33 protein-coding genes and 1 pseudogene are annotated in these 24,300 nt (G+C 46.9%); 24 read left to right on the forward strand and 10 right to left on the reverse strand.

The features are described from left to right. The first annotated feature begins 10 nt into the window (after positions 1-10). The 22 genes from rplP (at position 11) to rplQ (ending at position 10,649) form a co-directional block, all read left to right on the forward strand. Complete coding sequence (gene rplP, locus CIK99_RS05455; protein WP_094380556.1) at positions 11-439, forward strand: 50S ribosomal protein L16; 429 nt, start codon at positions 11-13, stop codon at positions 437-439. 3 nt (positions 440-442) lie between these two features. Further along, entirely contained in the window at positions 443-637 is a 195-nt protein-coding gene (gene rpmC, locus CIK99_RS05460) for a 50S ribosomal protein L29 (protein ID WP_094380557.1), read from the forward strand. A gap of 2 nt (positions 638-639) precedes the next feature. Continuing rightward, complete coding sequence (gene rpsQ / locus CIK99_RS05465) at positions 640-906, forward strand: 30S ribosomal protein S17 (protein WP_094380558.1); 267 nt, start codon at positions 640-642, stop codon at positions 904-906. Between the two features lie 2 nt (positions 907-908). Then, the gene (rplN, locus tag CIK99_RS05470) at positions 909-1,274 is read left to right on the forward strand and encodes a 50S ribosomal protein L14 (protein WP_094380559.1); all 366 of its coding nucleotides are present in this window, start codon (positions 909-911) and stop codon (positions 1,272-1,274) included. 19 nt (positions 1,275-1,293) lie between these two features. Next, entirely contained in the window at positions 1,294-1,641 is a 348-nt protein-coding gene (gene rplX / locus CIK99_RS05475) for a 50S ribosomal protein L24 (protein ID WP_094380560.1), read from the forward strand. After that, on the forward strand, positions 1,641-2,195 hold the full coding sequence (gene rplE / locus CIK99_RS05480; protein WP_094380561.1) for a 50S ribosomal protein L5: 555 nt from the start codon (positions 1,641-1,643) through the stop codon (positions 2,193-2,195). The genes rplX and rplE overlap by 1 nt, the downstream gene beginning before the upstream one ends. Positions 2,196-2,200: 5 nt before the next feature. Then, positions 2,201-2,503: a 30S ribosomal protein S14 gene (rpsN, locus tag CIK99_RS05485; RefSeq protein ID WP_094380562.1), complete on the forward strand. Its 303-nt coding sequence runs from the start codon at positions 2,201-2,203 to the stop codon at positions 2,501-2,503. A 69-nt stretch (positions 2,504-2,572) separates the two neighbouring features. Continuing rightward, a complete protein-coding gene (gene rpsH / locus CIK99_RS05490; RefSeq protein WP_094380563.1) occupies positions 2,573-2,968 on the forward strand; it encodes a 30S ribosomal protein S8 in 396 nt (131 codons plus the stop codon). Between the two features lie 15 nt (positions 2,969-2,983). Next, positions 2,984-3,550: a 50S ribosomal protein L6 gene (rplF, locus tag CIK99_RS05495; protein ID WP_094380564.1), complete on the forward strand. Its 567-nt coding sequence runs from the start codon at positions 2,984-2,986 to the stop codon at positions 3,548-3,550. Positions 3,551-3,568: 18 nt separating this feature from the next. After that, a complete protein-coding gene (gene rplR / locus CIK99_RS05500) occupies positions 3,569-3,913 on the forward strand; it encodes a 50S ribosomal protein L18 (protein WP_094380565.1) in 345 nt (114 codons plus the stop codon). Between the two features lie 6 nt (positions 3,914-3,919). Next, a complete protein-coding gene (gene rpsE, locus CIK99_RS05505) occupies positions 3,920-4,432 on the forward strand; it encodes a 30S ribosomal protein S5 (protein WP_094380566.1) in 513 nt (170 codons plus the stop codon). 14 nt (positions 4,433-4,446) lie between these two features. Further along, positions 4,447-4,623, forward strand: a complete 177-nt coding sequence (gene rpmD / locus CIK99_RS05510) for a 50S ribosomal protein L30 (RefSeq protein WP_094380567.1) — start codon at positions 4,447-4,449, stop codon at positions 4,621-4,623. 28 nt (positions 4,624-4,651) lie between these two features. Further along, complete coding sequence (gene rplO / locus CIK99_RS05515; RefSeq protein WP_094380568.1) at positions 4,652-5,098, forward strand: 50S ribosomal protein L15; 447 nt, start codon at positions 4,652-4,654, stop codon at positions 5,096-5,098. A 4-nt stretch (positions 5,099-5,102) separates the two neighbouring features. Further along, positions 5,103-6,446 carry a preprotein translocase subunit SecY gene (gene secY, locus CIK99_RS05520; RefSeq protein ID WP_094380569.1) on the forward strand — a complete coding sequence of 448 codons (1,344 nt, stop codon included), beginning with the start codon at positions 5,103-5,105 and terminating at the stop codon, positions 6,444-6,446. Positions 6,447-6,460: 14 nt separating this feature from the next. After that, positions 6,461-7,246, forward strand: coding sequence for a type I methionyl aminopeptidase (gene map / locus CIK99_RS05525; RefSeq protein WP_094380570.1), 786 nt, complete (start codon positions 6,461-6,463; stop codon positions 7,244-7,246). Positions 7,247-7,264: 18 nt separating this feature from the next. After that, positions 7,265-7,483, forward strand: coding sequence for a translation initiation factor IF-1 (gene infA / locus CIK99_RS05530; protein WP_004341775.1), 219 nt, complete (start codon positions 7,265-7,267; stop codon positions 7,481-7,483). Between the two features lie 17 nt (positions 7,484-7,500). Continuing rightward, positions 7,501-7,617 (forward strand): 50S ribosomal protein L36, encoded by a 117-nt coding sequence (rpmJ, locus tag CIK99_RS05535; protein ID WP_009160995.1) that lies wholly within the window; start codon positions 7,501-7,503, stop codon positions 7,615-7,617. Between the two features lie 33 nt (positions 7,618-7,650). Then, entirely contained in the window at positions 7,651-8,031 is a 381-nt protein-coding gene (gene rpsM, locus CIK99_RS05540; protein WP_094380571.1) for a 30S ribosomal protein S13, read from the forward strand. A 41-nt stretch (positions 8,032-8,072) separates the two neighbouring features. After that, positions 8,073-8,462 carry a 30S ribosomal protein S11 gene (rpsK, locus tag CIK99_RS05545; protein ID WP_094380572.1) on the forward strand — a complete coding sequence of 130 codons (390 nt, stop codon included), beginning with the start codon at positions 8,073-8,075 and terminating at the stop codon, positions 8,460-8,462. A gap of 45 nt (positions 8,463-8,507) precedes the next feature. After that, on the forward strand, positions 8,508-9,113 hold the full coding sequence (gene rpsD, locus CIK99_RS05550) for a 30S ribosomal protein S4 (RefSeq protein ID WP_094380573.1): 606 nt from the start codon (positions 8,508-8,510) through the stop codon (positions 9,111-9,113). A 12-nt stretch (positions 9,114-9,125) separates the two neighbouring features. Beyond that, positions 9,126-10,118 carry a DNA-directed RNA polymerase subunit alpha gene (locus CIK99_RS05555; protein WP_094380574.1) on the forward strand — a complete coding sequence of 331 codons (993 nt, stop codon included), beginning with the start codon at positions 9,126-9,128 and terminating at the stop codon, positions 10,116-10,118. 36 nt (positions 10,119-10,154) lie between these two features. Continuing rightward, entirely contained in the window at positions 10,155-10,649 is a 495-nt protein-coding gene (rplQ, locus tag CIK99_RS05560; protein ID WP_094380575.1) for a 50S ribosomal protein L17, read from the forward strand. Between the two features lie 226 nt (positions 10,650-10,875). On the opposite strand, the gene CIK99_RS05565 is transcribed toward rplQ, so the two are convergent. The 6 genes from CIK99_RS05565 to CIK99_RS05590 form a co-directional block, all read right to left on the reverse strand. Next, complete coding sequence (locus CIK99_RS05565; protein ID WP_094380576.1) at positions 10,876-11,532, reverse strand: transporter; 657 nt, start codon at positions 11,530-11,532, stop codon at positions 10,876-10,878. A 104-nt stretch (positions 11,533-11,636) separates the two neighbouring features. Continuing rightward, the gene (locus tag CIK99_RS05570) at positions 11,637-12,353 is read right to left on the reverse strand and encodes a YjjG family noncanonical pyrimidine nucleotidase (RefSeq protein ID WP_094380577.1); all 717 of its coding nucleotides are present in this window, start codon (positions 12,351-12,353) and stop codon (positions 11,637-11,639) included. A 476-nt stretch (positions 12,354-12,829) separates the two neighbouring features. After that, positions 12,830-13,711, reverse strand: coding sequence for a site-specific DNA-methyltransferase (locus CIK99_RS05575; RefSeq protein ID WP_094380578.1), 882 nt, complete (start codon positions 13,709-13,711; stop codon positions 12,830-12,832). Continuing rightward, positions 13,704-14,528, reverse strand: coding sequence for a type II restriction endonuclease (locus CIK99_RS05580; protein ID WP_094380579.1), 825 nt, complete (start codon positions 14,526-14,528; stop codon positions 13,704-13,706). The genes CIK99_RS05575 and CIK99_RS05580 overlap by 8 nt, the downstream gene beginning before the upstream one ends. Before the next feature lie 7 nt (positions 14,529-14,535). Further along, on the reverse strand, positions 14,536-15,495 hold the full coding sequence (locus tag CIK99_RS05585) for a DNA adenine methylase (RefSeq protein ID WP_094380580.1): 960 nt from the start codon (positions 15,493-15,495) through the stop codon (positions 14,536-14,538). Positions 15,496-15,499: 4 nt separating this feature from the next. Then, positions 15,500-15,706, reverse strand: a complete 207-nt coding sequence (locus CIK99_RS05590; protein WP_094380581.1) for a hypothetical protein — start codon at positions 15,704-15,706, stop codon at positions 15,500-15,502. Between the two features lie 368 nt (positions 15,707-16,074). Between CIK99_RS05590 and CIK99_RS05595 the strand changes: the two genes are divergently transcribed. Beyond that, entirely contained in the window at positions 16,075-16,347 is a 273-nt protein-coding gene (locus tag CIK99_RS05595; RefSeq protein ID WP_254047734.1) for a DUF3791 domain-containing protein, read from the forward strand. 79 nt (positions 16,348-16,426) lie between these two features. Beyond that, positions 16,427-16,645, forward strand: a complete 219-nt coding sequence (locus CIK99_RS05600) for a hypothetical protein (protein WP_094380582.1) — start codon at positions 16,427-16,429, stop codon at positions 16,643-16,645. Between the two features lie 289 nt (positions 16,646-16,934). Here CIK99_RS05600 and CIK99_RS05610 read toward each other — a convergent pair. The 4 genes and pseudogenes from CIK99_RS05610 to CIK99_RS05625 all read right to left on the reverse strand — a co-directional run. Next, positions 16,935-17,357 (reverse strand): annotated as a pseudogene (locus CIK99_RS05610) (PD-(D/E)XK nuclease domain-containing protein); the annotation flags it as partial. Positions 17,358-17,926: 569 nt separating this feature from the next. Continuing rightward, a complete protein-coding gene (locus tag CIK99_RS05615) occupies positions 17,927-20,497 on the reverse strand; it encodes a glycosyl hydrolase 115 family protein (protein WP_094380584.1) in 2,571 nt (856 codons plus the stop codon). Positions 20,498-20,540: 43 nt separating this feature from the next. After that, positions 20,541-22,664: a glycoside hydrolase 43 family protein gene (locus CIK99_RS05620; RefSeq protein WP_094380585.1), complete on the reverse strand. Its 2,124-nt coding sequence runs from the start codon at positions 22,662-22,664 to the stop codon at positions 20,541-20,543. Positions 22,665-23,105: 441 nt separating this feature from the next. Further along, on the reverse strand, positions 23,106-24,300 hold a 1,195-nt coding region (locus CIK99_RS05625), incomplete at its 5' end, for a glycoside hydrolase family 3 C-terminal domain-containing protein (RefSeq protein WP_173805316.1).

The following is a 24,300-nucleotide window of genomic DNA, read 5'->3' on the forward strand; positions in this document are numbered from 1 at the left end:
AGAAGCTATCATGTTACAACCTAAGAGAGTAAGATATAGAAGACCTCAAGATGGAAGAGGAAACAAGGGCAACGCTCACCGCGGTACACAGCTCGCTTTCGGCTCTTTCGGAATCAAGACCCTTGAGGCAAAGTGGATCGACAGTCGTCAGATTGAGGCTGCTCGTGTTGCTGTGAACCGTTATATGCAGCGTGAAGGTCAGGTTTGGATCCGCATATTCCCGGATAAGCCTATCACTCGCAAGCCAGCAGATGTCCGAATGGGTAAAGGTAAGGGAGACCCTGCAGGATGGGTTGCTCCTGTAACTCCAGGACGTATCCTTTTTGAAGTAGAGGGTGTGTCTTTCGACATCGCTAAGGAGGCTCTTCGCCTTGCAGCACAGAAGTTGCCAGTTAAGACTAAGTTTGTTGTTAGACGTGATTACGATAAAAACGCTTAATTTATGAAGATCAAGGAAATAAAGGAACTCGAGACCAAGGACTTGGTAGAGAAGGTAGAGGCTGAAGTTGTTAAGTACAACCAGATGAAGTTGAACCACGCAATCTCTCCTCTGGAGAATCCATCTGAGATTAAGGCGACACGTCGTGACATAGCTCGTATGAAGACAGAACTCCGTCAGAGAGAACTTAACAAATAATAATGGGTCAGATGGAAAAAAGAAATTTAAGAAAGACAAGACAGGGTGTCGTAATCAGTAACAAGATGGATAAGACCATTGTTATTGCTGCTAAGTTCAAGGAGATGCACCCTATTTATGGTAAGTTTGTCCAGAAGACAAAGAAATACCATGCTCATGATGAGAAGAATGAGGCAAACATCGGTGATACTGTCCTCATTATGGAGACCCGTCCCTTGAGTAAAACCAAGAGATGGAGATTAGTTCAAATTGTTGAAAAAGCTAAGTAATTATGATACAGGCAGAATCAAGACTTACAGTATGTGATAACAGTGGCGCTCGCGAGGCACTCTGCATCAGGGTCCTCGGTGGTACTGGCCGCCGTTATGCAAGCGTCGGAGATGTTATTGTCGTTTCAGTCAAGAACGTCATTCCGTCAAGTGATTTGAAAAAGGGTGCAGTATCAAAGGCCTTGGTTGTTCGTGTAAAGAAGGAAATACGCCGTCCAGACGGTTCTTATATCCGCTTCGACGACAACGCATGTGTATTGCTTAACAATGCAGGTGAGCTCCGCGGAAGCCGTATCTTCGGTCCTGTAGCACGTGAGCTTCGTGCCGTTAACATGAAGGTTGTTTCATTGGCACCTGAGGTTCTTTAAACTATAAAAGAGACAAGAAATGACAAAGTTGAAAATTAAGAAAGACGATATGGTTCTTGTCATTGCTGGTAACAGTAAGGACAGAAAAGACCAGAACGGCAAGTATCCAGCACCTCACAAGGTGCTCAAGGTACTTGTTAAGGAGCAGCGCGCCATCGTAGAGGGCAAGAACATGGTCTCAAAGAGCACCAAGCCTTCTGCAAAGAATCCTCAGGGTGGTATCATCAAGCAGGAAGCTCCAATTCATATCTCAAATCTGAGTTTGGTGGATCCAAAGACTGGTGAGCCAACTCGTGTTGCCATTAAGAAGAACGACGACGGAAAGAAGGTTCGCGTCGCTAAAAAGTCAGGGGAGGAAATTAAATAATGAATACAGCACAACTTAAGAAGCAGTATAAGGAGCAAATCGCTCCAGCTCTCGAGAAGCAGTTCAACTACAGCTCAAAGATGCAGATTCCTGTGCTCAAGAAGATCGTGGTTAACCAAGGTCTTGGCGACGCTACTCAGGACAAGAAGTTGATCGACGTAGCTATCAACGAGATTTCTGCAATCACCGGCCAGAAGGCAGTTGCAACATATTCGAAGAAGGACATCGCCAACTTCAAGTTGCGTAAGAAGATGCCTATCGGCGTTATGGTAACCCTCCGCCGTGAGCGTATGTATGAGTTCCTTGAGAAACTCGTTCGTGTGGCTCTCCCACGTATCCGCGACTTCAAGGGTATCCAGAGCAAGTTTGACGGCCGTGGTAACTACACTCTTGGTATTCAGGAGCAGATTATCTTCCCAGAGATCAATATCGATTCAGTAGATCGCATCCAGGGTATGAACATCACCTTCGTTACAACAGCTCAGACTGACGAGGAAGGTTTCGCTCTGCTCAAGGCTTTCGGTCTTCCATTCAAGAACGCTAAAAACGATTAATAGATATGGCAAAAGAATCAATGAAGGCCCGCGAGGTAAAGCGCGCCAAGCTTGTTGCCCGTTACGCTGAGAAGCGTGCTGCACTGAAGAAGATCATCGCTACAGCTGAGGATCCAGCAGAGGCATACGAGGCAGCACGTAAACTTCAGAGCATCCCACGCAACGCAAACCCTATCCGTCTGCACAACCGTTGCAAGATCACAGGTCGTCCGAAGGGTTATATGCGTCAGTTCGGTCTCTCTCGTATCCAGTTCCGCGAGATGGCATCAAGCGGTCTGATACCTGGCGTAAAGAAGGCCAGCTGGTAATATTGTGAGATATCACTTATTTATTTAATATTGTCGGGGTAGGCCCGATTAATTAAACAATTTTATATAATGACAGATCCAATAGCAGATTATCTGACGAGGTTGAGAAACGCTATCATGGCTCATCACCGTGTAGTTGAAGTACCAGCTTCAAACTTGAAGAAAGAGATTACAAAGATCCTCTTCGAGAAGGGATACATCCTGAACTACAAGTTCATCGAGGATGGTCCTCAGGGAAGTATCAAGGTCGCCCTTAAGTACGACCCAACAACAAAGGCCAACGCTATCAAGTGCCTTAAGAGAGTGTCAACACCAGGTCTTCGTAAGTACACTGGTTACAAGGACATGCCGAGAGTTATTAACGGATTGGGCATCGCTATCCTGTCCACATCCAAAGGTGTAATGACAGACAAGGAAGCTTCTACACTGAAAATCGGTGGTGAGGTTCTTTGCTACGTTTATTAATAGGAGGATTTATCTATGTCAAGAATTGGAAAATTGCCTATTAGCATCCCAGCTGGTGTTACTGTATCACAGAGTAACAACGTAGTGACTGTCAAGGGTCCGAAGGGCGAGCTCACCCAGTATGTTGACCCTTCTATCAAGGTTAATATCGCTGACGGCCAGATAGTAATGGAAATCGATGAGAACAGCCCTGTTAACTACAAGCAGAAGCAGGCTTTCCACGGCCTTTACCGTTCGTTGGTAAACAACATGGTTGTTGGTGTGAGCGAAGGTTACAAGAAGGAACTTGAACTCGTCGGTGTTGGTTATCGTGTTTCTAACCAGGGAAACCTCATTGAGTTTACTCTTGGTTATACACACCCAATCTTTATTCAGTTGCCAAGCATCATCAAGGTTGAAACAAAGTCTGAGCGTAATCAGAATCCTCAGATCATCCTCGAGTCATGCGACAAAGCACTGCTTGGACTTGTATGTGCTAAGATTCGTTCTTTCCGTAAACCTGAACCTTACAAGGGTAAGGGCGTTCTGTTCAAGGGCGAGGTTATTCGCAGAAAGTCTGGTAAGTCAGCTTCAGCTAAGTAACTTTAACATTTCAAGATTATGACAACAAAGAAAGTAGAAAGACGAATTAAGATCAAATATAGAATTCGCAAGAGTGTGTTCGGCACAGCTGAACGTCCACGTATGAGCGTTTTCCGCAGTAACAAGCAGATTTATGCCCAGGTTATCAACGACCTCGAAGGCAAGACCCTCGCTTCGGCTTCTTCACTCGGTCTTGAGGCTATGCCAAAGATCCAGCAAGCTGAGAAGGTCGGAGAGCTTGTAGCAAAGAAGGCTCTTGAGGCAGGTGTTACATCTGTTGTTTTCGACCGCAATGGTTATCTTTATCATGGTAGAGTAAAGTCTCTTGCTGATGCAGCTCGCAAAGGCGGACTTAATTTTTAATCGATTATGGCAATGAACAAAGTTAAAGTAAATAGTGACGTTGAATTGAAAGACAGGTTGGTTGCTATTAACCGTGTTACAAAGGTAACAAAGGGTGGTCGCACTTTCACATTCGCAGCTATCGTGGTAGTCGGTGACGGCAATGGCGTTATCGGCTGGGGCCTCGGAAAGGCTGGTGAAGTGACAGCAGCTATCGCAAAAGGTGTTGAAGCAGCTAAGAAGAATCTTGTAAAGGTTCCTGTACTTAAGGGAACAATACCTCATGAAGTTGAGTCTCGCTTTGGCGGTGCTCATGTATTTATGAGGCCAGCGGCAGCCGGTACTGGACTCGTGGCTGGTGGTGCTATGCGTGCCGTTCTCGAGAGTGTTGGTGTTAAGGACATACTCGCTAAGTCGAAGGGTTCTTCTAACCCTCACAACCTCGTGAAGGCTACTATTGAAGCTCTTTCTGAGCTACGCGACGCCTACACTATCGCAGGTACTCGTGGCATTAGTATGGAAAAAGTATTTAGAGGATAAGGAGACGATTCATTATGGCAACAATAAAAATCAAACAGATCAAAAGTAAGATTGGCGCTCCTATTGATCAGAAGCGCACTCTCGTAGCACTTGGACTGCGTAAGATTTCCCAGGTCGTAGAGAAGGAAGATACTCCAGTTATCCGCGGCATGATACGCAAGGTTCATCACTTAGTTACCGTTATTGACTAATAAACGTTTATTAAAAACAGAAATAATTATGAAATTACATAATTTGAAGCCAGCTGTTGGCTCTACTCATTCAGAGCGTAGAATCGGCCGCGGTCCAGGTTCTGGTCTCGGTGGTACATCTACCCGTGGTCACAAGGGTGCCAAGGCAAGATCTGGTTATAAGAGAAAGATCGGTTTCGAAGGTGGTCAGATGCCTTTGCAGCGCCGTGTTCCAAAGACCGGTTTCAAGAATATCAACCACAAGGAGTTTTTCGCTGTTAACCTCTCTACACTGCAGACTCTTGCAGAGGAGAAGGGTCTTGCAAAGATTACCGTAGCAGAGCTCGTTGCCGCTGGTCTTACCAATGGCAAGATGCCTGTAAAGGTTCTCGGCAACGGCGAGCTTAAGGCTAAGGTTGATGTTGAGGCAAACGCATTCTCAAAGACAGCTGAAGAGGCCATAAAAGCAGTAGGTGGTAACGCAACTATAATCTAAGATAATGAAGAAGTTAATAGAGACACTAAAGAACATTTGGAAGATAGAGGATTTGCGTACACGCATCCTCGTTGTACTTCTGTTTACGGCTATTTACCGTTTTGGCTCGTTCGTGGTACTTCCCGGTATCAACCCGGCCATGTTGGATAAGCTTCAGTCGCAGACCCAGGGCGGTTTGATGTCACTTCTGGATATGTTCTCTGGTGGTGCATTTTCCAATGCGTCTATATTCGCTTTGGGAATCATGCCTTACATCTCTGCTTCTATCGTTATGCAGCTTCTCGCTGTAGCTGTACCTTATTTCCAGAAGATGCAGCGTGAGGGTGAGAGTGGTCGCAAGAAGATTAGTATGTACACAAGGTGGCTTACAGTGGGTATCCTGCTGTTCCAGGCCCCAAGTTACCTTATTAATTTGAAGATGCAGGCTGCCGGTGCTTTGGCATCAGGCATTGCTTGGCCGGTATTTATTGTTACCGGTACCATCATCCTTGCAGCTGGAAGTATGTTCATCCTTTGGTTGGGTGAGCGCATTACAGATAAGGGTATAGGAAATGGTATTTCGATTATCATTATGATCGGTATCATCGCCCGTCTGCCACAGGCATTCATTCAGGAAATCGGTTCCCGATTCACTGCAATCACTGGTGGCGGTCTCGTGATGTTCCTCGTCGAGATTATCATTCTCTATGCGGTTGTTTGCGCATCTATTGTTTTGGTACAGGGTACTCGTAAGATTCCTGTACAGTATGCAAAGCGTCTTGTAGGAAACAAGCAGTATGGTGGCGCCCGTCAGTATATTCCGCTGAAACTCTTCGCCGCTAATGTGATGCCTATCATCTTTGCCCAGGCTTTGATGTTTATCCCATTGGCTATCGTACAGTATTCAGCTGCCGAAAACGCAAGTCCTATACTTCACTCGTTGCTCGACCGCAACAGCGTGTTGTATAATGTTGTGTTTGCTGTGCTGATTATCGCCTTTACATATTTCTACACAGCGATTACTTTGAACCCCACACAGATGGCTGAGGACATGAAGCGTAACAACGGCTTCATCCCTGGTGTAAAACCAGGCAAGGATACAGCTGACTATATCGATACCGTCATGTCGCGTATCACTCTCCCTGGTTCTCTGTTCATCGCGTTCATTGCAATCATGCCTGCTTTGGCTGGCTTGCTGAATGTACAGGATGCATTCTCACAGTTCTTTGGAGGTACTTCACTCCTGATTCTCATCGGAGTGGTGCTTGATACTCTTCAGCAGATTGAAAGTCACTTGATGATGCGTCACTACGACGGCCTTCTCAACTCTGGCCGCGTACATGGTCGCGCAGGTGTTTCAGCTTATTAATTTAAGTTGATGCAGTGAGTATATTTCTGAAGACAGAAGACGAAATAGAGCTAATGCGCCAAGCGAATTCCCTTGTCGGGAAGACTCTTGGCGAATTAGCTAAACATATAAGACCCGGAGTCTCTACTCTTGAGTTGGACAGGATAGCTGATGAGTTCATTCGTGATCACAGTGCAATCCCAACTTTCAAGGGTTTTCCAAACCCGTTAGGTGGATGTCCTTTTCCTGGCAGTATCTGCACATCAGTCAACGATGTAGTTGTGCACGGAATACCCGACTCAAAGACTGTTCTTCGCGATGGCGACATAATCTCTATTGATTGTGGAACATTGCTGAACGGTTTCAATGGAGATTCCTGTTACACTTTTTGTGTCGGCGAGGTATCGCCAGAGGTTGCCAAACTGCTCTCAGTAACCAAAGAGTCGCTCTATAAGGCGATAGAAGTGGCCAAGGCAGGCAATCATCTAGAAGATATCGGCAATGCCGTGCAAGACCATTGCGAGAGTCATGGTTACGGTGTGGTAAGGGTTCTTACAGGCCATGGTATTGGCAGAAAGATGCACGAGGATCCCCAGGTTCCGAATTACGGTAAGCGAGGTACTGGCATTCTGTTAAAGACGGGTATGTGTTTAGCTATTGAACCTATGGTAACATTAGGAGACCGCAAGGTAATGCTTATGTCCGACAGGTGGACGATAAAGACCTATGATGGTAAGCCGTCGGCCCATTTCGAACATACGATAGCGTTACACAGAGGTACTGCAGATATTTTATCATCATTTTCGGAAATAGAAAGTTAAGACGTCAAATAATAATTTATGGCAAAACAGTCCGCAATAGAACAAGACGGAACGATTGTAGAATCGTTGTCAAACGCAATGTTTCGTGTAGAGTTAGAGAATGGTGTTCAGATTATAGCCCATATCTCGGGAAAGATGAGAATGCACTACATCAAGATTCTCCCTGGTGACAAGGTGAAGGTAGAGATGAGTCCTTACGACCTGACGAAGGGTCGTATCGTATTTAGATACAAATAAACAATAGACAACATAATATGAAGACAAGAGCATCATTGAAGAAGCGCACCCCAGACTGCAAGATTGTACGTCGTAAGGGTCGCCTGTTCGTTATCAACAAGAAAAACCCTAAGTACAAGATGCGTCAGGGTTAATTTTATTAATTACAAATTTTTTTATTAAACACAATGGCAATAAGAATTGTTGGAGTAGATTTGCCCCAGAATAAGCGTGGCGAAATCGCATTGACCTACATCTATGGTATAGGTCGAAGTAGTTCAGCAAAGATATTGGATAAGGCAGGTGTCAGCCGCGACCTGAAGGTCAATGAGTGGAGTGACGACCAGGCAGCCAAGATCCGTGAAATTATCGGCGCTGAATTCAAGGTAGAAGGTGATCTCCGTTCAGAGATCCAGTTGAATATCAAGCGACTGATGGATATTGGTTGCTATCGTGGAGTTCGTCATCGTCACGGTCTTCCAGTTCGTGGTCAGAGCACAAAGAATAATGCTCGTACCCGTAAGGGAAAGAAGAAGACTGTTGCAAACAAGAAGAAGGCCACTAAGTAATTAGGAGTTAAGAATCACGAAATTTTAAGCACAAATTAATTATGGCAAAGAAAACAGTCGCTTCAAAGAAAAGAAACGTAAAGGTTGACGCTATCGGACAGCTTCATGTTCATAGCTCATTCAACAATATTATAGTATCTTTGGCAAACGGTGAGGGTCAGGTTATCTCCTGGTCTTCTGCTGGTAAGATGGGTTTCCGTGGCTCAAAGAAGAACACTCCTTACGCTGCCCAGATGGCAGCTGAGGATTGTGCAAAGGTAGCTTTCGACCTTGGTCTTCGCAAGGTTAAGGCATATGTTAAGGGTCCAGGTAACGGTCGTGAGTCAGCTATCCGTGCCATCCATGGTGCAGGTATCGAAGTTATCGAGATCGTGGACGTTACACCACTGCCACACAATGGCTGTCGTCCTCCAAAGAGACGCCGTGTATAATGGTTTTCATAATGTTGTTGAACAATTTAATCAGATAAAATTATTATGGCAAGATATATAGGACCGAAATCAAAAATTGCGCGTCGTTTTGGTGAGCCCATCTTCGGCGCAGACAAAGTTTTGTCCAGAAGAAACTTCCCTCCTGGACAGCATGGCAACAACCGTCGCAGAAAGATGTCTGAGTACGCTGTCATGTTGGCAGAGAAGCAAAAGGCCAAATATACATATGGCGTTCTTGAGCGTCAGTTCCGTAATATGTTTGAGAAGGCAGCAAAGGCTGCGGGCATCACTGGTGAGGTTCTTCTCCAGAACCTTGAGTGCCGTTTGGACAACGTGGTGTTCCGTCTTGGCATTGCCCCAACTCGTGCTGCTGCTCGTCAGCTTGTAGGTCACAAGCATATTACTGTTGATGGTCAGGTAGTCAACATCCCTTCTTACGCTGTTAAGCCTGGTCAGGTTATCGGTGTTCGTGAGAAGTCAAAATCTCTCGAGGTCATCGAGGCAGCCCTTGCTGGTTTCAATCACAGCAAGTATCCTTGGATAGAGTGGGATGACAATACAAAGAGCGGCAAGCTCCTCCACAAGCCCGAGCGTGCCGACATCCCTGAGAACATTAAGGAGCAGTTAATCGTTGAGTTGTACTCTAAATAAATCATTAAATTAATGGCGATATTAGCATTTCAAAAACCTGATAAAGTCGTAATGCTGGAGGCCAACGACAAGTTCGGCAAGTTCGAATTCCGTCCTCTTGAGCCCGGCTTCGGTGTTACCATAGGTAATTCCTTGCGCCGCATTCTTCTTTCATCACTCGAGGGTTATGCCATCAACACCATCCGCATTACTGGTGTTGAGCATGAATTCTCTTCAGTATCTGGTGTTAAAGAAGACGTGACCAACATTATCTTGAATCTCAAGCAAGTTAGGTTCAAGCAAGTAGTAGAAGAATTCGAGAACGAAAAAGTCAGTATCACGGTCGAGAATTCTACCGAGTTCAAGGCTGGCGATATAGGTAAGTATCTGACTGGATTTGAAGTGTTAAACCCAGAATTGGTGATTTGTCATTTAGACTCAAAAGCTTCAATGCAGATAGACCTTACGATTAACAAGGGACGTGGCTATGTCCCCGCTGATGAGAACCGTGAGTTCTGCACAGACGTTAACGTAATTCCTATCGATTCTATTTACACACCTATCCGTAACGTCAAATTCGCTGTGGAGCCATATCGTGTTGAGCAGAAGACCGACTACGACAAGCTCGTTATCGAAGTGACAACGGATGGTTCCATACATCCGAAGGAAGCTCTCAAGGAGGCAGCCAAGATTCTCATCCACCACTTCATGCTGTTCAGTGACGAAAAGATTACTCTTGAGAACACTGACCTTGAAGGCAATCAGGAGTTTGACGAGGAGGTACTCCATATGCGTCAGTTGCTCAAGACTCGTCTCATTGACATGAACCTCTCTGTTCGTGCCCTCAACTGCCTTAAGGCAGCCGATGTAGAGACACTTGGCGACCTCGTACAGTACAACAAGACCGACCTCTTGAAGTTCCGCAACTTCGGTAAGAAATCGCTCACTGAGCTTGATGATTTGCTCGAGAGTCTGAATCTTTCGTTTGGAACCGATATTTCAAAGTATAAATTGGACAAGGAGTAATCACACTCCTTGTTCTTAAAAAACAGAATAACAAAAATGAGACATAATAAGAAATTCAACCACCTCGGTCGTACTGCAGACCACCGTCAGGCCATGCTCGCAAACTTGGCTATCTCGCTGATCATGCACAAAAGAATCACTACGACCGTAGCTAAGGCTAAGGCCTTGAAGAAGTATGTAGAGCCTCTTATCACACGATGCAAGGAGGACACCACAAACTCTCGTCGTGTAGTTTTCCGTTACCTCCAGAACAAGGAAGCGCTTAAGGAACTCTTCGGTGTAGTTGCTGAGAAGGTAGGCGAACGTCCAGGTGGTTATACCCGTATCATCAAGCTCGGCTTCCGTCAGGGTGATGCTGCACAGATTTGCTTCATAGAGCTTGTTGACTTCGACGAGAACATGGCTAAGACAGCCACCAAGAAGAAGGCAACACGTCGTTCACGCAAGTCAACAAAGGCTGAGGCAGAGGCTCCTGTAGCTGAAGCTTCAGTAGCTGAGACTCCAGCAGAGGAGGCTCCAAAGGCTGAATAATTTTATTCCCTTCATAAAACAAAAGTCCCGGGTATCAAACCTGGGACTTTTTTTATATCTTAGTATAATGTGAAGCTATGGAAGTTTAAGAAGTAATGAAATTTGAGAATTTGAGAAGTTGAGAATTTGAGAAGTTGAGAATTTGAGAAGTTAAGGAAGTTAAAGACAATCGTCTTTCCGCTTCTATTAGGGAATTCCTCGGCTTGAACATATTTCTTTAACTTCTTTATCTGCTGTTCACTCTCCTGCTTTCCACGGACATCTGCACGCTGAAGTTTGGTGAGAAGTTATATCGGACGGCTGCTCCTATGCGGTCGCCCATGTCGTTCATGTCCTGCAGATAGTAAGGTATTGGCATGTTTGTCATTATCGACTTCTGTCCGTAGAGATAGCCTTCCCAATGCTCATCAAACCTGTAACCCAATACAGCCGTAAGGCCCGCATCGCGGTAAGCGTTGTGAGCCCAGTACATATTGTTGAGATACCCGCCCACGGCTATAGACAGGCGAGGGGAGAGCGTCGTGGCGTATTGTGCCGAGAGGTTCTGCGCAAAGCCAACGCCACCGTAAGCGTTTTTCCCTATTTGCGAGAATACCGATGCTCCCAGACTCAAGTTCATGCCCTTGTGCAGTTTCCAGTTGCTCCACGAGCCGCCGAAATAATATGGATAGAACCCTGTGTAGCTTGGCATGCGTCCCATCTCGTCGAGCAGTGGCAGATGGAGAGAGTCGCCTGCGAGGTCCGTATCAGGTGCTATGAAGTCGTTGGCGGGCATGGCAGACGTGGAAGGTAACAGCAGCCTGTTGTCTTCCTGAGCCGCTGCAGTGAGCCCGCACAGGGCTACTAATGCGGCGAGAGCCATTCTTTTTGTCTTGTTTTTCATACTGCAGGCAAAATTACGCAAAAAGTTCCATATCGCCAACTCCTATTGCTATTATTAAGTCCTTTTTTCATTCTTTGGCAATTCCGCTTTTCCCGTGCCTCGCCTCAAAGAATATGCATAATCTCTTCCAGCCTGTCAGCCACGAAAGTAGGTCGTGTGCTAAGGTCGTTTATTTGCCATCTGTTGAACAGCAAGGCATCGATACCCGAGTTCATGGCGCCGAGGATGTCAGAGTTGTAGTTGTCGCCTATCATCAGCGTCGTCTCACGGCTTGCTCCAGTAGTCTTCAGTGCATAGTCGAAGAATACTGGCGAGGGTTTGTTGGCGCCCGCATCCTCGCTGAGTATCACGTTCTCGAACTTCCCGTCCATGCCGCAAGCCTTGAGCTTCTTGTACTGCACCTCATGGAACCCGTTGCTACAGATGTGCATTCTGTAGCCCTTTCCCTTCAGGTAGTCGATCAGTTCGTGAGCACCCTTTATCACACCGCTCTTTACACAACGTTGCAGAAACAAGTCGCTCACGCTCATACAGTATTCCTCTGTCACCCATGCCCCGTCGTCCTTAGCGGTCTCGGCGAGAGGCCGTCTGAATCGTTCCACAATGAGGAAGCTCCGTTTTATCTCGCCTCGTCCGTACTGGCCCCACAGCTCAATGTTTGTGCGCCAGTATCTGTCGTAGAACTCCTCTTCTGAGTTGAGTCTCTCTCCGAGATTCAGTTCTTTGTAAACCTCACGCAGTGCCATGTTGGCATTGCCGTAAGTGTCGTAGATGGTGTCGTCGAAATCGATAAACAGATCCCGGTATTTTTTCTCATTCATATCTTAAAGTATAATCCATTGTTTTTCCTGCAAAGTTACGTATATTTTTCTATACCACCAAGGGAAAAGAGGGAAATTCATCAAGCGACATAATCATAAAAAAACAAAAAAAGAAGGGATTATTGTTCATTATCCCAAAACTATAAGTATTATATCATCAATGGCTGTAAGGTGGTGAAAGAATAAGAAAATTTTTAGTTGACAACTTGCTGAGTTGATAGCGCAGTCCCCGTCGTCGTAGGGCCTCACTTCATGTAAGACCGTCCGCCTATCACCGTCGTAGGATCTTACTTCATGTAAGACCTTCCACCTATCCCGCCGTAGAGACTTATACGAGGTAAGACTCTACGGCGGACATCGGGTTGATTCACAGTAAAATATTCACTTTTTACAGTTGAGAGTTTGCAGATTTAATTAATTATACTATAGACAAATCACAATTAGTTTTGGCGTATATGTCATAATCACACACTACGTTAATCGAATGGCAGTCTTCTCCCTGCCACAGGCTCGCATGCAAATAGGTCTTGCATTGGCTCTGAGCCGAGCGTGCGCAGGTCGGCGATGTGATTCCTCAGGTCGGCTTTAATCCTCAGGTTCTCTATCTCCTCTCGCCTCGCCTTTGCCATACGGCAAAACTCCTCCTCGCGCTCGATGCCGCAGAACCGGCGTCCGCACAGATTGGCGGCAATGCCAGTTGTACCGCTGCCCGAGAATGGGTCCATCACCCAGTCGCCCTCGTCAGTACATGCCAGTATGATGCGCGTCAGCAAGGCGAGCGGCTTCTGCGTCGGGTGCTTGCCGCACGACTTCTCCCATCTGCCGATAGCCGGCAGTCGCCACACGTCGGTCATCTGCTTCCCGTCGTTCAGCCGTTTCATCACGTCGTAGTTAAACTTATGCGCCACCTTCTTTGATTTCCTTGCCCATATCACAAACTCAGTGGAATAGGTGAAGAACCGGCACGAGATATTCACAGGCGGATTAGTCTTTTGCCATGTGACGACATTAAGAATCCTATATCCGAGGTTGGTTAGGCTGTCAGCCACCGAGAAGATATTATGATATGTGCCCGAAATCCATATCGAGCCGTTGTCCTTCAGCTTCTCCCTGCACATCCCGAGCCACTTCATGTTCCACTCCCTCATTTCCTCGGGAGTCTTTCCCTTGTCCCATTCCCCCTTATCCACGCACACCACCTTTCCGCTCTGCAAGGATATTCCGCCGTTGGAGAGGAAATAAGGAGGGTCGGCAAATATCATGTCGAACTTAAAGTTGAAATCGTTGAGAAGACTAAACGAGTCGCCATTGGCGATAAGGAAGTCCGCGTTTGGAGATGTATAATATGAACTAACCATTAATACTAATAATGAAATCTGTAATGTTTGTCAAATTATAAATACTCGGAATGATGTTGTATGCTTCTTGGAGCTTATTCTTTGCACTCTTCCATCCAATGCCATCAGTTATCCAAATGAATTCGAATCCAGGGACAGAATTTATTTTGGGAGCAATATCAGAATATGAACGAGCAACTTCATTGAGTTTCGAACCACCTCCACTGTAGAAGTTAACTTCAATAAGATACGTTTTATCAGAAGTCTCAACAACAAAATCAAAACGTTTCTCATCGTCCCCTAATACATCGCTTATCTCAGGCCATTCACTTGAATATACTTCTTGGCGATATGGGATATTATGCTTTGAGAGAATCTTTGCAACCATACCTTCCATTACATGACCGCTTCGGTTTTTACGTGCATTTGAGTCAAGTCCTGTTTCTATTCCAAAAACATAATCAACAAGGTCTTTTATCTTTTGTTGTTGGAATATTTCTGTAAGCCCTGTATTATCCAGGTATTCCATAACTCCATCAATAGATGAGAAGAGAGTGTCAAGAATGATACATTCACCAAGTGAATTAAGAACCTTTTTCTTGCCTTCACTTCTTACAGCAATTAGTATGTCCATGACATTGAAAGCTGTCTTGTCACGATACCATATCGTTTCAACTGCTTTTCTCATGTCTTTTGCGCCTATTAAACTATTAAGCATACAAAGGCTTAATTTTATATTCTCTACATTCTGTGAAATCTTGTCGAAATCACAGAAGAAATCCAAGCTTTGATTTGTCTCTTGAAGTTGAGACATGAAACGTTCAAAATCCTTTGCCATAATCTATTTATATTACTTCCTCTGCTGCAAAATAAGGTCCATCAAAGATGTCGTTTCTATGGATATTTTGCTTTGTTTCGTTGTAATTATGTACTAAAATCTCTGTGAGCTTACCTCTTTTTGTCGGGTTTGAATTAATGTATCTTGCCGCCCAAACTCGTTCGATATGATAATCTGCGTATAATACATCAAAGAAGTTATCCTCTTCATTCTTTCCTTTACAGTCGGAATTACTAAGCATAAACATATATCCAGCGTCATTTATTCTGTCGCAAAACTCTTTAAGACGAATTTGTGCATCATCATTAAATGACTCTTTGGTATAGTCATTAAAACTTGAAGTGTCGCTAAGAGGTCGATAGGGTGGGTCAAAATAGAACAATGTATTGCCATTGGCATACTCAAAAGTTCTCTCGAAATCCCCATTTAATATCTCCACTCGACGTAACAATTCACTGTCAAGACGAATTGTTTCTTCATCGTATATCTGTGGATTGACATATTTGCCGAAAGGAACATTAAACAATCCCTTTTTGTTTACTCTATATAACCCATTGAAACAAGTTCTGTTCAGAAAGAAGAATTTTGTGGTATTCTTTATTGGGTCAAGATTCTTTTCATTATATCTCGCCCTTACTGCCATAAAGAAATCTTTTCTGCCTTCTTCTGTCTGTAGCTCATTGTATGCTTTTTGAATATCTCGTAACGATGCAATTAATTCTTCAGGATAATCTCTGACAGTTTGATAACATGTCGTCAGGTCACCATTAATATCATTAATAATTGCTTGTCGAATATTTGGATAGCGTTGGAGCATATAAAAAAGCATAGCGCCTCCACCCACAAATGGCTCAATGTAAGTTACATTGTCCATCTGCTCAAAGTTTGCTGGTAGAAGTTCGTCCAATTGGCTTATGAGTTGTGTTTTTCCTCCAACCCATTTTATAAACGGTTTTCCTTTTACCATTATTTTAAATAACTGAAAGTGTTACACCATAGTTCGAGACAGGAGTATAGAAAATCTCATCATCTTCGATGTCAATCATATAATCTTCAATAACCTGATTGTTTTTATCAAAGGTAGTACATGAGTCTTCTCCCCAAATTACACTACTTGCGCCTTCGTTCTTTCGAAGACATGCTTCCACTTTCTCTTTAATTGATTCTTTAATTTCCATTTTGTTTTTTGTTTAGTCAGCTGCATTTCCGCAGTTGTTCATTAATTTATACCTGTTACTATTTCTATTGTGGTAATATTCAGGATTCAACTGCAAAGTAACAAAAAAAAAATCAATTAATATAAATTAGATCATATTTTAAATTTTATGATCAAAATAGATCAAATACAATAAAGCCTACAATTTTCATTTGACACCTTTGACACTGACACCTTTGACACCGGTCTTTTCCCATACACCAATAATAAAAACAAGAAAAATCTTAAATAGTTTGGTGGTTTGAGATAAAATATGTAATTTTGCCTCCGAAATAATAAATATAAATGTATGAATACGACATTGATTATTGAAAACATATATTTATGATTATGGAAAAAGAACTTAATCAATTGGAAAAAGAGTTCAAACAACGCCAGATGGGCATAGTTGAAGAAAGAGCGCGTTTCGTGTCGTTCTGCATTGAGCAATATGCCAGGGCTAAGAATATGTCAACAGAAGATGTGGTGAATCTATTTGAGAAATATGGCATTACTGAACACTTCTGTGAGTTTTTCGAAGTGCTCCATACTCACGGACATAATTGGTTGATAGAGGAAATAGACGAAATGATTAACAATAGAAAGCACAGGCAAAGAAACTAGCGGAGCGAAGGATATATCTTTTTCACACAGAGAGGGCTTTGAATGCCATTAAATATATTGAATCAATAGAAGTAAAATTATGAGTGCAACAATAACACAAGACAACTTGTATTTATTGCTTCCCGTCAAGATTGGGTGGCTTGCCAAATGGGTGGTGGAAGATAAAGGCATCAGTATCACTGAAGCCATTAACCGTATATATCATTCAAAATTATACAAGAAACTATCTTCAGAGAGTACTAAATACTGGCATTTAGGCCCGGTAGATTTGTATGAAGAATTAAAACAGGAATTGTAATTGATTTGCAGGTTCATAGGGACACTGGTTCATAGGGACAGGTACGTTGATTCGTTAGTTTTTCGCGAATCATTGGTATCTGTCCGTGTGATTCATTTATTTCATGCCGTATATCAAGGGTAGGGGAGTGCGCGATCTCTATCTCATACGTATTGCTCGCATAGGTTCGAAGGCTGAGGTGCATAAGTATTGTGACGACAAGAACCCTCGCTTGGTGTTCGATTTGGAGTTCACTTCAGAATTGGACACCCTAGTTAGCCACTTAGATTTCCTCCATTCTCAATAGTTCTCATTCCACAAACTGCATCACTATCTTGTGCATCTGCGTGCCTTGGCGAAGGGTTTCAACGCGTGGAGCCACTGCATAGCCGTTTATCTGCTCCACAGCCTCCTGCCATTGCTTTTCGGCAGCCTCTTCGGTATAGTCTTTCTTCGGCATGTATTTCAGTTCGAGGATGTAGCTGTGATTGGCTTGGTAGTGGGTGAGGTTGGGCAGAAGGAAGAAGTCGCAATAGCCGTGTGCCACCTCTACCTCCGGGGCTGTGTAATAGTAGTCGTTGAGGTTGAGATATGCAAGGAAGAACCCCTGTATGTTACGCTCTCCCTCTATACTGTCGCGCACAGAAGAAAGGTTTTTGTAGCAGTCGGCCCTGTACTGGAGACATTCGCGCCAGTTGCCGTCAAAGGCCATCATGTCGAAAAAGTCTTTTAACTTTAGGATACTCCGTATGGTATTTGTCTTATTCCGTCCATGGCGCGAATATATTTATTATGGCGCAAAAGTAATAATAAAAATCGACATTGTCAAATGTTTTCATTGTGACAACTGAATAGAGTATTCACTTGTCAACTGAATACTCTATTCAGTTGATAACTGATTGCCCTATTCAGTTGATAACTGATTGCCCTGTTCAGTTGACAACTGATTACCCTGTTCAGTTGACAACTGATTACCCTGTTCAGTTGGCAACTGAAAACCACATAACCCAAAAACCCCTTAACATAATAACCCGTCGGCGGGATATGGCGGTATTGTTTTCTCAGGTGAAATGAAATGTTTTTCGGGTCGCCCGTAAAAGTGTGTGGATTAGATGTTGACACAAAAAACGGTCTGTTGCCCGCGCGACATTCGCGAGCAGCAGACCTGTGATTATAAATATTAGGGATTTGTTTATTGTAAAATACTTTTTTTCGCTTCGCTCAAGGAAACATCTTCTATAATTTCCTTAACGTCATAGATTTTCCCAAAATCGAACATGCGTCATTAACCTACTTAAATCCTTATTTCTTCCTACATTCCGACTCCTTGCCGAAGAGGTACGACTCTTTGTAGCCGCCCATGTCAACGACAATCTTCTGCAGTACCACGCCTGGGTCGAGCGGACTGATGACGATCGTCTTTACGCCAGCCTTTGTCTTCAGTTTCACGTTCTTGTCGATGAGGCGTCGTGCTACGGTAGGATACATGATGCGATAGACGTTCTCGGGATCCTCGTTGAGTTCACCGTTGAAGTTCACCTCCACCGGCTCCTCACCCTCGAAGCTTACGGTATAGCGGTGTCCTTCCCTGCGCTGGAACGCCAGGGTAGAGGCGGTGATGACGTGTACGTCAACCTCGTCAACGCCCTCAGGCACCTCGAATCGGTAGGCAATGCTGCCACCAGCTACGTCGGCAGAATAAGGCTGTAGCGAGATGCCGCCGCGTGTGCGTCCCATGTAAGGAATCTCGGTCCACTGTGCCTCGGCTGGGTTTGTCAGGCTGTAGTAGTGCTGTGCGTCCATGGCCACGTAGCCGTCAGAGGGCACGAAGGTATATCCGCCCTTCATCTCGTCTGCATTGTCGAAACGCTTCACCTTCGGGCAGATGTCCTTTGGGAAGTTGTCGTTCCATGTCACGTAGCCGATGTGTTTCTGTATCATCATGCCGTCCCATTTGCCGCCGGCGATATCCTTGTTGTAGCTACGGCAAAGCAGCGAGTCGCGCTTGAAACACTGCTCCACGCGGTCGGCCCATACGTTAGCTTCGGGGTTGCCCTCGGCATAGAGCTTGTGGTTCATGGCCTGTGCGTAGTACATCTCATAGACGTTGCCGAGAGCCTGGATGGGGAAGAGCAGCAGCTGGCGGTAAGCGTCGTGCATCTCTTTCGGGAGTGTGATGAACTGTCTGAGAGCGTCGCCCTCAAGACGTGCAAACTCGTCGCATACCTGTCGCCACTCGCCTGTCTCGATGTTGTATGTAGAAGCGTCGAGCATCTCAGCCGTCACGCGGCCAGCATACTGGCTGTAGAGGTTGAGGATGCGTGCAGCCTCGTCGGCCTGCGACTCGCCAAACTGCTGTGCGCAGAATTTCTTTGGGTGGTCGAGCAGGTTGGAGGCGTTGTAGCGTTTAGGGTTCCATGCGAAGTCCATGAAGAAGGTGATGGGATATTCCATTGGCTTGAGGTCGCCCACGTTCAGCACCCAAAGCTTGTCAACGCCATACTGATAAGTCAGCGTCAGCTGGTCCCAGATATGCTGTATAGGAGTGACGTTCAGCCACTTGCTGTTGCGTGGCGCACCCACGTAGTCCACGTGGTAGTACATGCCGAAGCCGCCCTTGTGCTTACGCTCCTCGGCGGTGGGCAGACGTCGAATGTCGCCCCAGTTGTCGTCGCTGAAGAGGATGATCACGTCGTCGGGCACCTTGAGTCCCTTGTCGTAATATCTCTGTACCTCTTTATATAGCGCCCAGAGCTGTGTGCGCTCCTTGGCAGGGCGTCCAGTCTCTTTTGCGATGATGTCGCGCTGGTTTTTGATGATTTTCTCCAACAGCTTGATGGTAGCGGCGTCGTCGGGCACAAACTCGTCGTCGTGTCCTTCCTTTGCGCCCATGGCGGTGTCGCCGTCGCCACGCATACCGATGGTGACGATGTCCTCGTTATCTTTCGAGCGGCGTATGCCCTCGCGGAAGAAGTCGTCTATCACCTTCTGGTTGGTCACGTAGTTCCATTCGCCGTATTCCTTGCGGTGGCGAGCCCATTCCTGGTGGTTGCGAGCCATGGGTTCGTGGTGTGATGTTCCCATTATCACGCCCATGTCGTTTGCGGTGGGCGAGTTGAGTGGATCGTCGCCGTAGAAGGTCCACATCCACATGGCAGGCCAGAGGTAGTTGCCCCTGAGTCGCAGTATGAGTTCAAACACGCGGGCGTAGAACTCATGTCCGCCGTAGTTGGTGCCGAAGGTGTTTTTCACCCATGTGGTGAGACATGGTGCCTCGTCGTTGAGGAAGAGGCCGCGGTAGCGCACTGCCGGTTCGCCGGCGGTGTATGTGCCTTTTGCTATGGCGAGGTTCTCGTGCTTCACTGCAGGCACGTCCATCCAGTCGTACCATGGCGACACGCCGATCTGCTCAGACAGTTCGTAGATGCCGTATATGGTGCCTCGCATGTCGCTTCCTGCTATGACGAGAGCCTCGTCGATGCCCGGTATCGGATTGCTGATCACGGTCATCAGATATTTCTCCACCTTTCCTTTCAGCTCTTTCTCGTTGATTTTCTTAGCCTTAATCATCTGTTTGATGTAAGGGCTTTCGATGCTTCCTGCTATGATGCATCGTCGTGAAGCCTCGTTAGGTGCGGCGAGCAGTTCAGCTTTTTTGCCACACACGCGTTCGAAGTCGTTCTGTAGGTTACGTGCGGCGATGAGCACGCCCTTCTTGTCGTTGTCGGCAACGACTATGGGCAGTGGCTTCGATTTCACGATCAGGGCAAACCCGTCTGGAGTGATGTTTTCAGTCACGATGCCCTCATGATCCTTGGCATTGGAGCCAAGTGCCATCACCAAGCATAATAGTGAAAGAAAGATTTTTTTCATAATACTTTGATTCTTTTTTTATTTAGTTCATTATTTTTTCTGTTTATCTCACCTCTTCCCAGTGGAATACGGGACCGTTCTTGCGGTTAGGGTCAGCGCCGCGGATGTCAGCGCCATAGGGCGCGCCCGTGCCAGGATAGAGGCCAATCATGCGCTGAGTGTGGAGCGAGAGGAGCATACAGTCGCCGCGGAGCATGTCTTGCCACATCACGAGGCTGCCCTCGCTCTCTTGGGGGAGGAAACGCACGTCGGCCGACAGTCCTTCGCCCACCACGGTGAGATAGCCAGCGCCGTTCATTGCCTCCAGCACCACCTTGCCGTTGCCACGGTCATGAATGCGGAACTGGCTGGCCTTGCTGTCATAGTCGGCAGAGCCCTTGCCGCACATGTGCAGCATGCCCTGTTTGTGAGCGAAGGCATAGCTGTCATCCGCGAGGTTGCGTAGGCGTATCACCTTGCCTATCGGCAGGTTAGCCTTACGGTCGGCCATTGGCTCATCTACGTGGTAGTCGTCGAAAGCCGCCACTCCGCCCGTCTTGCCTTTGCTGTTGTAGGCGAAGAGTGCCAGTCGTGTGCCTTGGAACGTCTTCAGCTGATAGGGCATGAGTATCTCGCCCCCCATCTTCACGTATGTCGTGTTGTCTGTACTATAAGATAAGGTGGCGACGCCATTGTCGAAGTCGCCCTCCATGCGCAGATATACTTTCTTTGTGGCAAGGGGAGCCGCGACGGACTTGTCGCCGTTTTGGTCATACCATCTCATCTCGCATTTTCCCCCGTCGTTCACCACGGCAATCCATGCGAAAGGCATGTTGAGCAGTCCGAGGCCAGCCACGTCGCCGTCTTTCAGTCGTGATACGTCGAGGCTGACGGTGGTGGTCGATACCGGACCTATGCCACGCTGAGTGAGGGTGTTACGTGCCCAGAGGAAGTCTTTTGCCGGCATGGCAGAGATGATGAGGCGTCCGCCCTTGAGTGCCCATTTGCCCTTCATCGGTTCGTGGTTCCACTGCCATATCGGCTTCAATGCCTTCCCGCTGAAGTCGTCGCAGCGGTCGTAAGGAGCGAAGGCCTTCTGATGCCTAATGGAGAGGTTGGTGTTTGATGCAGTGGAATGACTATCGATGTTCGGCTTAAACCATGTGCGTGGTGCGCGTCCGAGGTTGCCTGGAAGTCCGAAATATGGGTATCCGTCTTTCCATGTCACAGGCACGAGGCATACGGTGCGGCCCACCGACAAAAAATCGACCATCGACACCGCCCACCAGTCGCCTCCCTGAGTCTGTACGATGCCGCCCTGGTGGATGGTGGCGCAGCCCATATAGTTGCCGCCGCCCATTGAGATGTCGAACTTAAATCCCGCTTCGGGCACTTTCGAGCCGAGTCCCACGTTGCGTACCGACTTGCTGACGGGAGTGCCGAGTGTCTCCATCATCGTTATGGTGCGCGTCTCGTAGGGCCCGTAGATATTGTCGGCCACGGCACACTGCTGTCGTCCCATGGGCGAGTAGTCGGTAGATATGATGTAATACTTTCCGTTTATCTTGTATGCGTGATGACCTTCGCCCATGGCGTTGCCGTGAGGAATGATGACGCGGTCGCTGCCTTCCACAAAGCCGCTGAAGTCGGGCTTTATCTCCGTGCAGTGTACCTCGCCGTATTTATGTATGGCATACACCTTCCCGTCGTCGTCGAAGAGCACCGAGAGGTCGTAGATGTCGCCTTTCATGTTGATATGTGTCCACGGTCCTTCGGCCTTGTCGGCTATAAATACCTGCATGCCGTGTCCGTTGATGTTGCTGAACACGTAGAACTTGCCGTTGTGATAGCGTATGCACGGAGCCCAGATGCCCTGTCCGTAAGCCTCTTTGCCATTCTCCAGGCGGAACTCGTCGCCGAGACCGAAGAAGTCGTCCATCGCATAACTGCAGAAGCGCCAGTTGACGAGGTCTTTCGAGTGTAGTATCACCACTCCGGGCAGACAGTGCATAGTGGTGCCGGCAAGATAGTAGTCGTCGCCGACGCGAATGATGTCTGGGTCGGAAAATTCGTCGTAGAACAGCGGGTTAGTATATGTTCCGTTGCCGTTGTCGGCTGTCCACGACTGTGCCGATGCTGTGGTTATCGACAGCATGAATAATAGTAGATGTAGTAGGTTTCTTTTCATTCTGTATTCATTATTTTGTTGTTTCGAGTGCAAAGATAATACTTTTATTTATAATAAAGGAAGAAAAACAGTCAAAAAACATTTGATTTTGTTTCAAAATAGGGTAGTGGACAGTTTTCTATTGTTAATAAATGTTGCAACGCACGTTTTGATATATCGCGCAGGGCGATTCTCGAAAAAAAAAGATGATTTTGCGAGGAAAACGAGTTGAATGTTCAGTTGACAAGTTGACGAGTTGATACTGTCTATGGTCGCAACCGCCGCTAATCTCCGTAGGGTCTTACATAAAGTAAAGACCCTACGGCAGACCGATGGCCCGATTTGTCTGCGGATATCTCAACATTTAAACATTAAAACGAAAATGGAAAGAAACGATAATCTAAGGGAGGAGACAGTGTTGACATATCTGCGTGAACAGGACATTGCTTTCGAGGAGTATCATCACTCTCCCGTCACTTCCGATGTTGAGAAGTAATGCTCCCTGATGGGTTTCACCACCTTCTCGCCCTTCAGCACTATGGTGTGCGAGAGACGTATGTCCTGCGACGAGGCAGCCACCTTCACTACAAAGCGTCCCGGCACGATGTTCCACTGTCTTTCGCCGTCGTGAGAGAAAAATCCCATCTGTTCGGTATGCATCGTCACCTTCACGGTCTTCTTCTCCCCCGCCTTCAGCGACACGCGGGCGAAGCCCTGCAGCGCCATCGGTCTAAGGTTCTGTCCGAGGTTCGCCGGCGAGAGGTAGATCTGCGCTATCTCGTCAGCGTCCATGTTGCCCGTGTTCTTCACGTCAAAGGTCAGCGTGAAAGCCTCGTCGGCGATAGCCACCTCATTGGCCATCCTCAGGTTGCCGTATTCAAACTTTGTGTAGCTCAGTCCGTAGCCGAAAGGCCATGCCACGCGGTTGTCCTTCATGGTCGAGGCACTGTAGCAGATAGGCTCATACAGTTCCACGTTAGGATAGCTCACCGACAGCTTTGCCGACGGCGACACCTTGCCGTAGAGGATGTCAGCCACGGCGTTGCCGCCCTCCTCGCCCGGATACCAAGCCTGCAGAATGGCTGCGCAGCGGTCGGCGATGGCCGAAATCACCTGTGCCCTTCCGCCAAACATCACCAGCACCACGGGCTTGCCAGTGGAGATGAGCTCCTCCACATATCGCTCCTGACTGCCAGGCAGGCTCAGACCCTTGCGGTCGCGGTTTTCGCCGCAGAGCATCACGTTCTCGCCCATGGCAGCCACTATCACGTCAGCCTCCTTAGCCATCCTCAGCGCCTCCTCGCGGTCGGCTTTCTCGCCCGAATCCACCTTGCGGTGCAGCAGCTTGTATTCCCATGCCCTCTGGTCGCCGTTCTCGGCATATTTCGTCTCAATCTCCTCCGTCCAGTCGCATCCTCGCGAGTATTCCACCGTCATTCCCTGCGGCATCCTCTGTCGCATGGCCTCGAGCAGTCTCACTATGTGTGGATGGTCGAGGTCGTCGGTGATGCCTTTCCAGAAGTATGACATCGCGGGGAAGCTGTAGTCGCCACACATAGCCCACATCGAGTTGGCATTAGGGCCAGTGACGAAGACCTTCTTTCTGCCCTTCAAGGGCAGTATGCCGTCGTTTTCGAGCATCACAACCGACTGGGTA

Origin of the sequence: Prevotella sp. P5-92, from assembly GCF_002251245.1 — a bacterium.
GTDB lineage: Bacteria > Bacteroidota > Bacteroidia > Bacteroidales > Bacteroidaceae > Prevotella.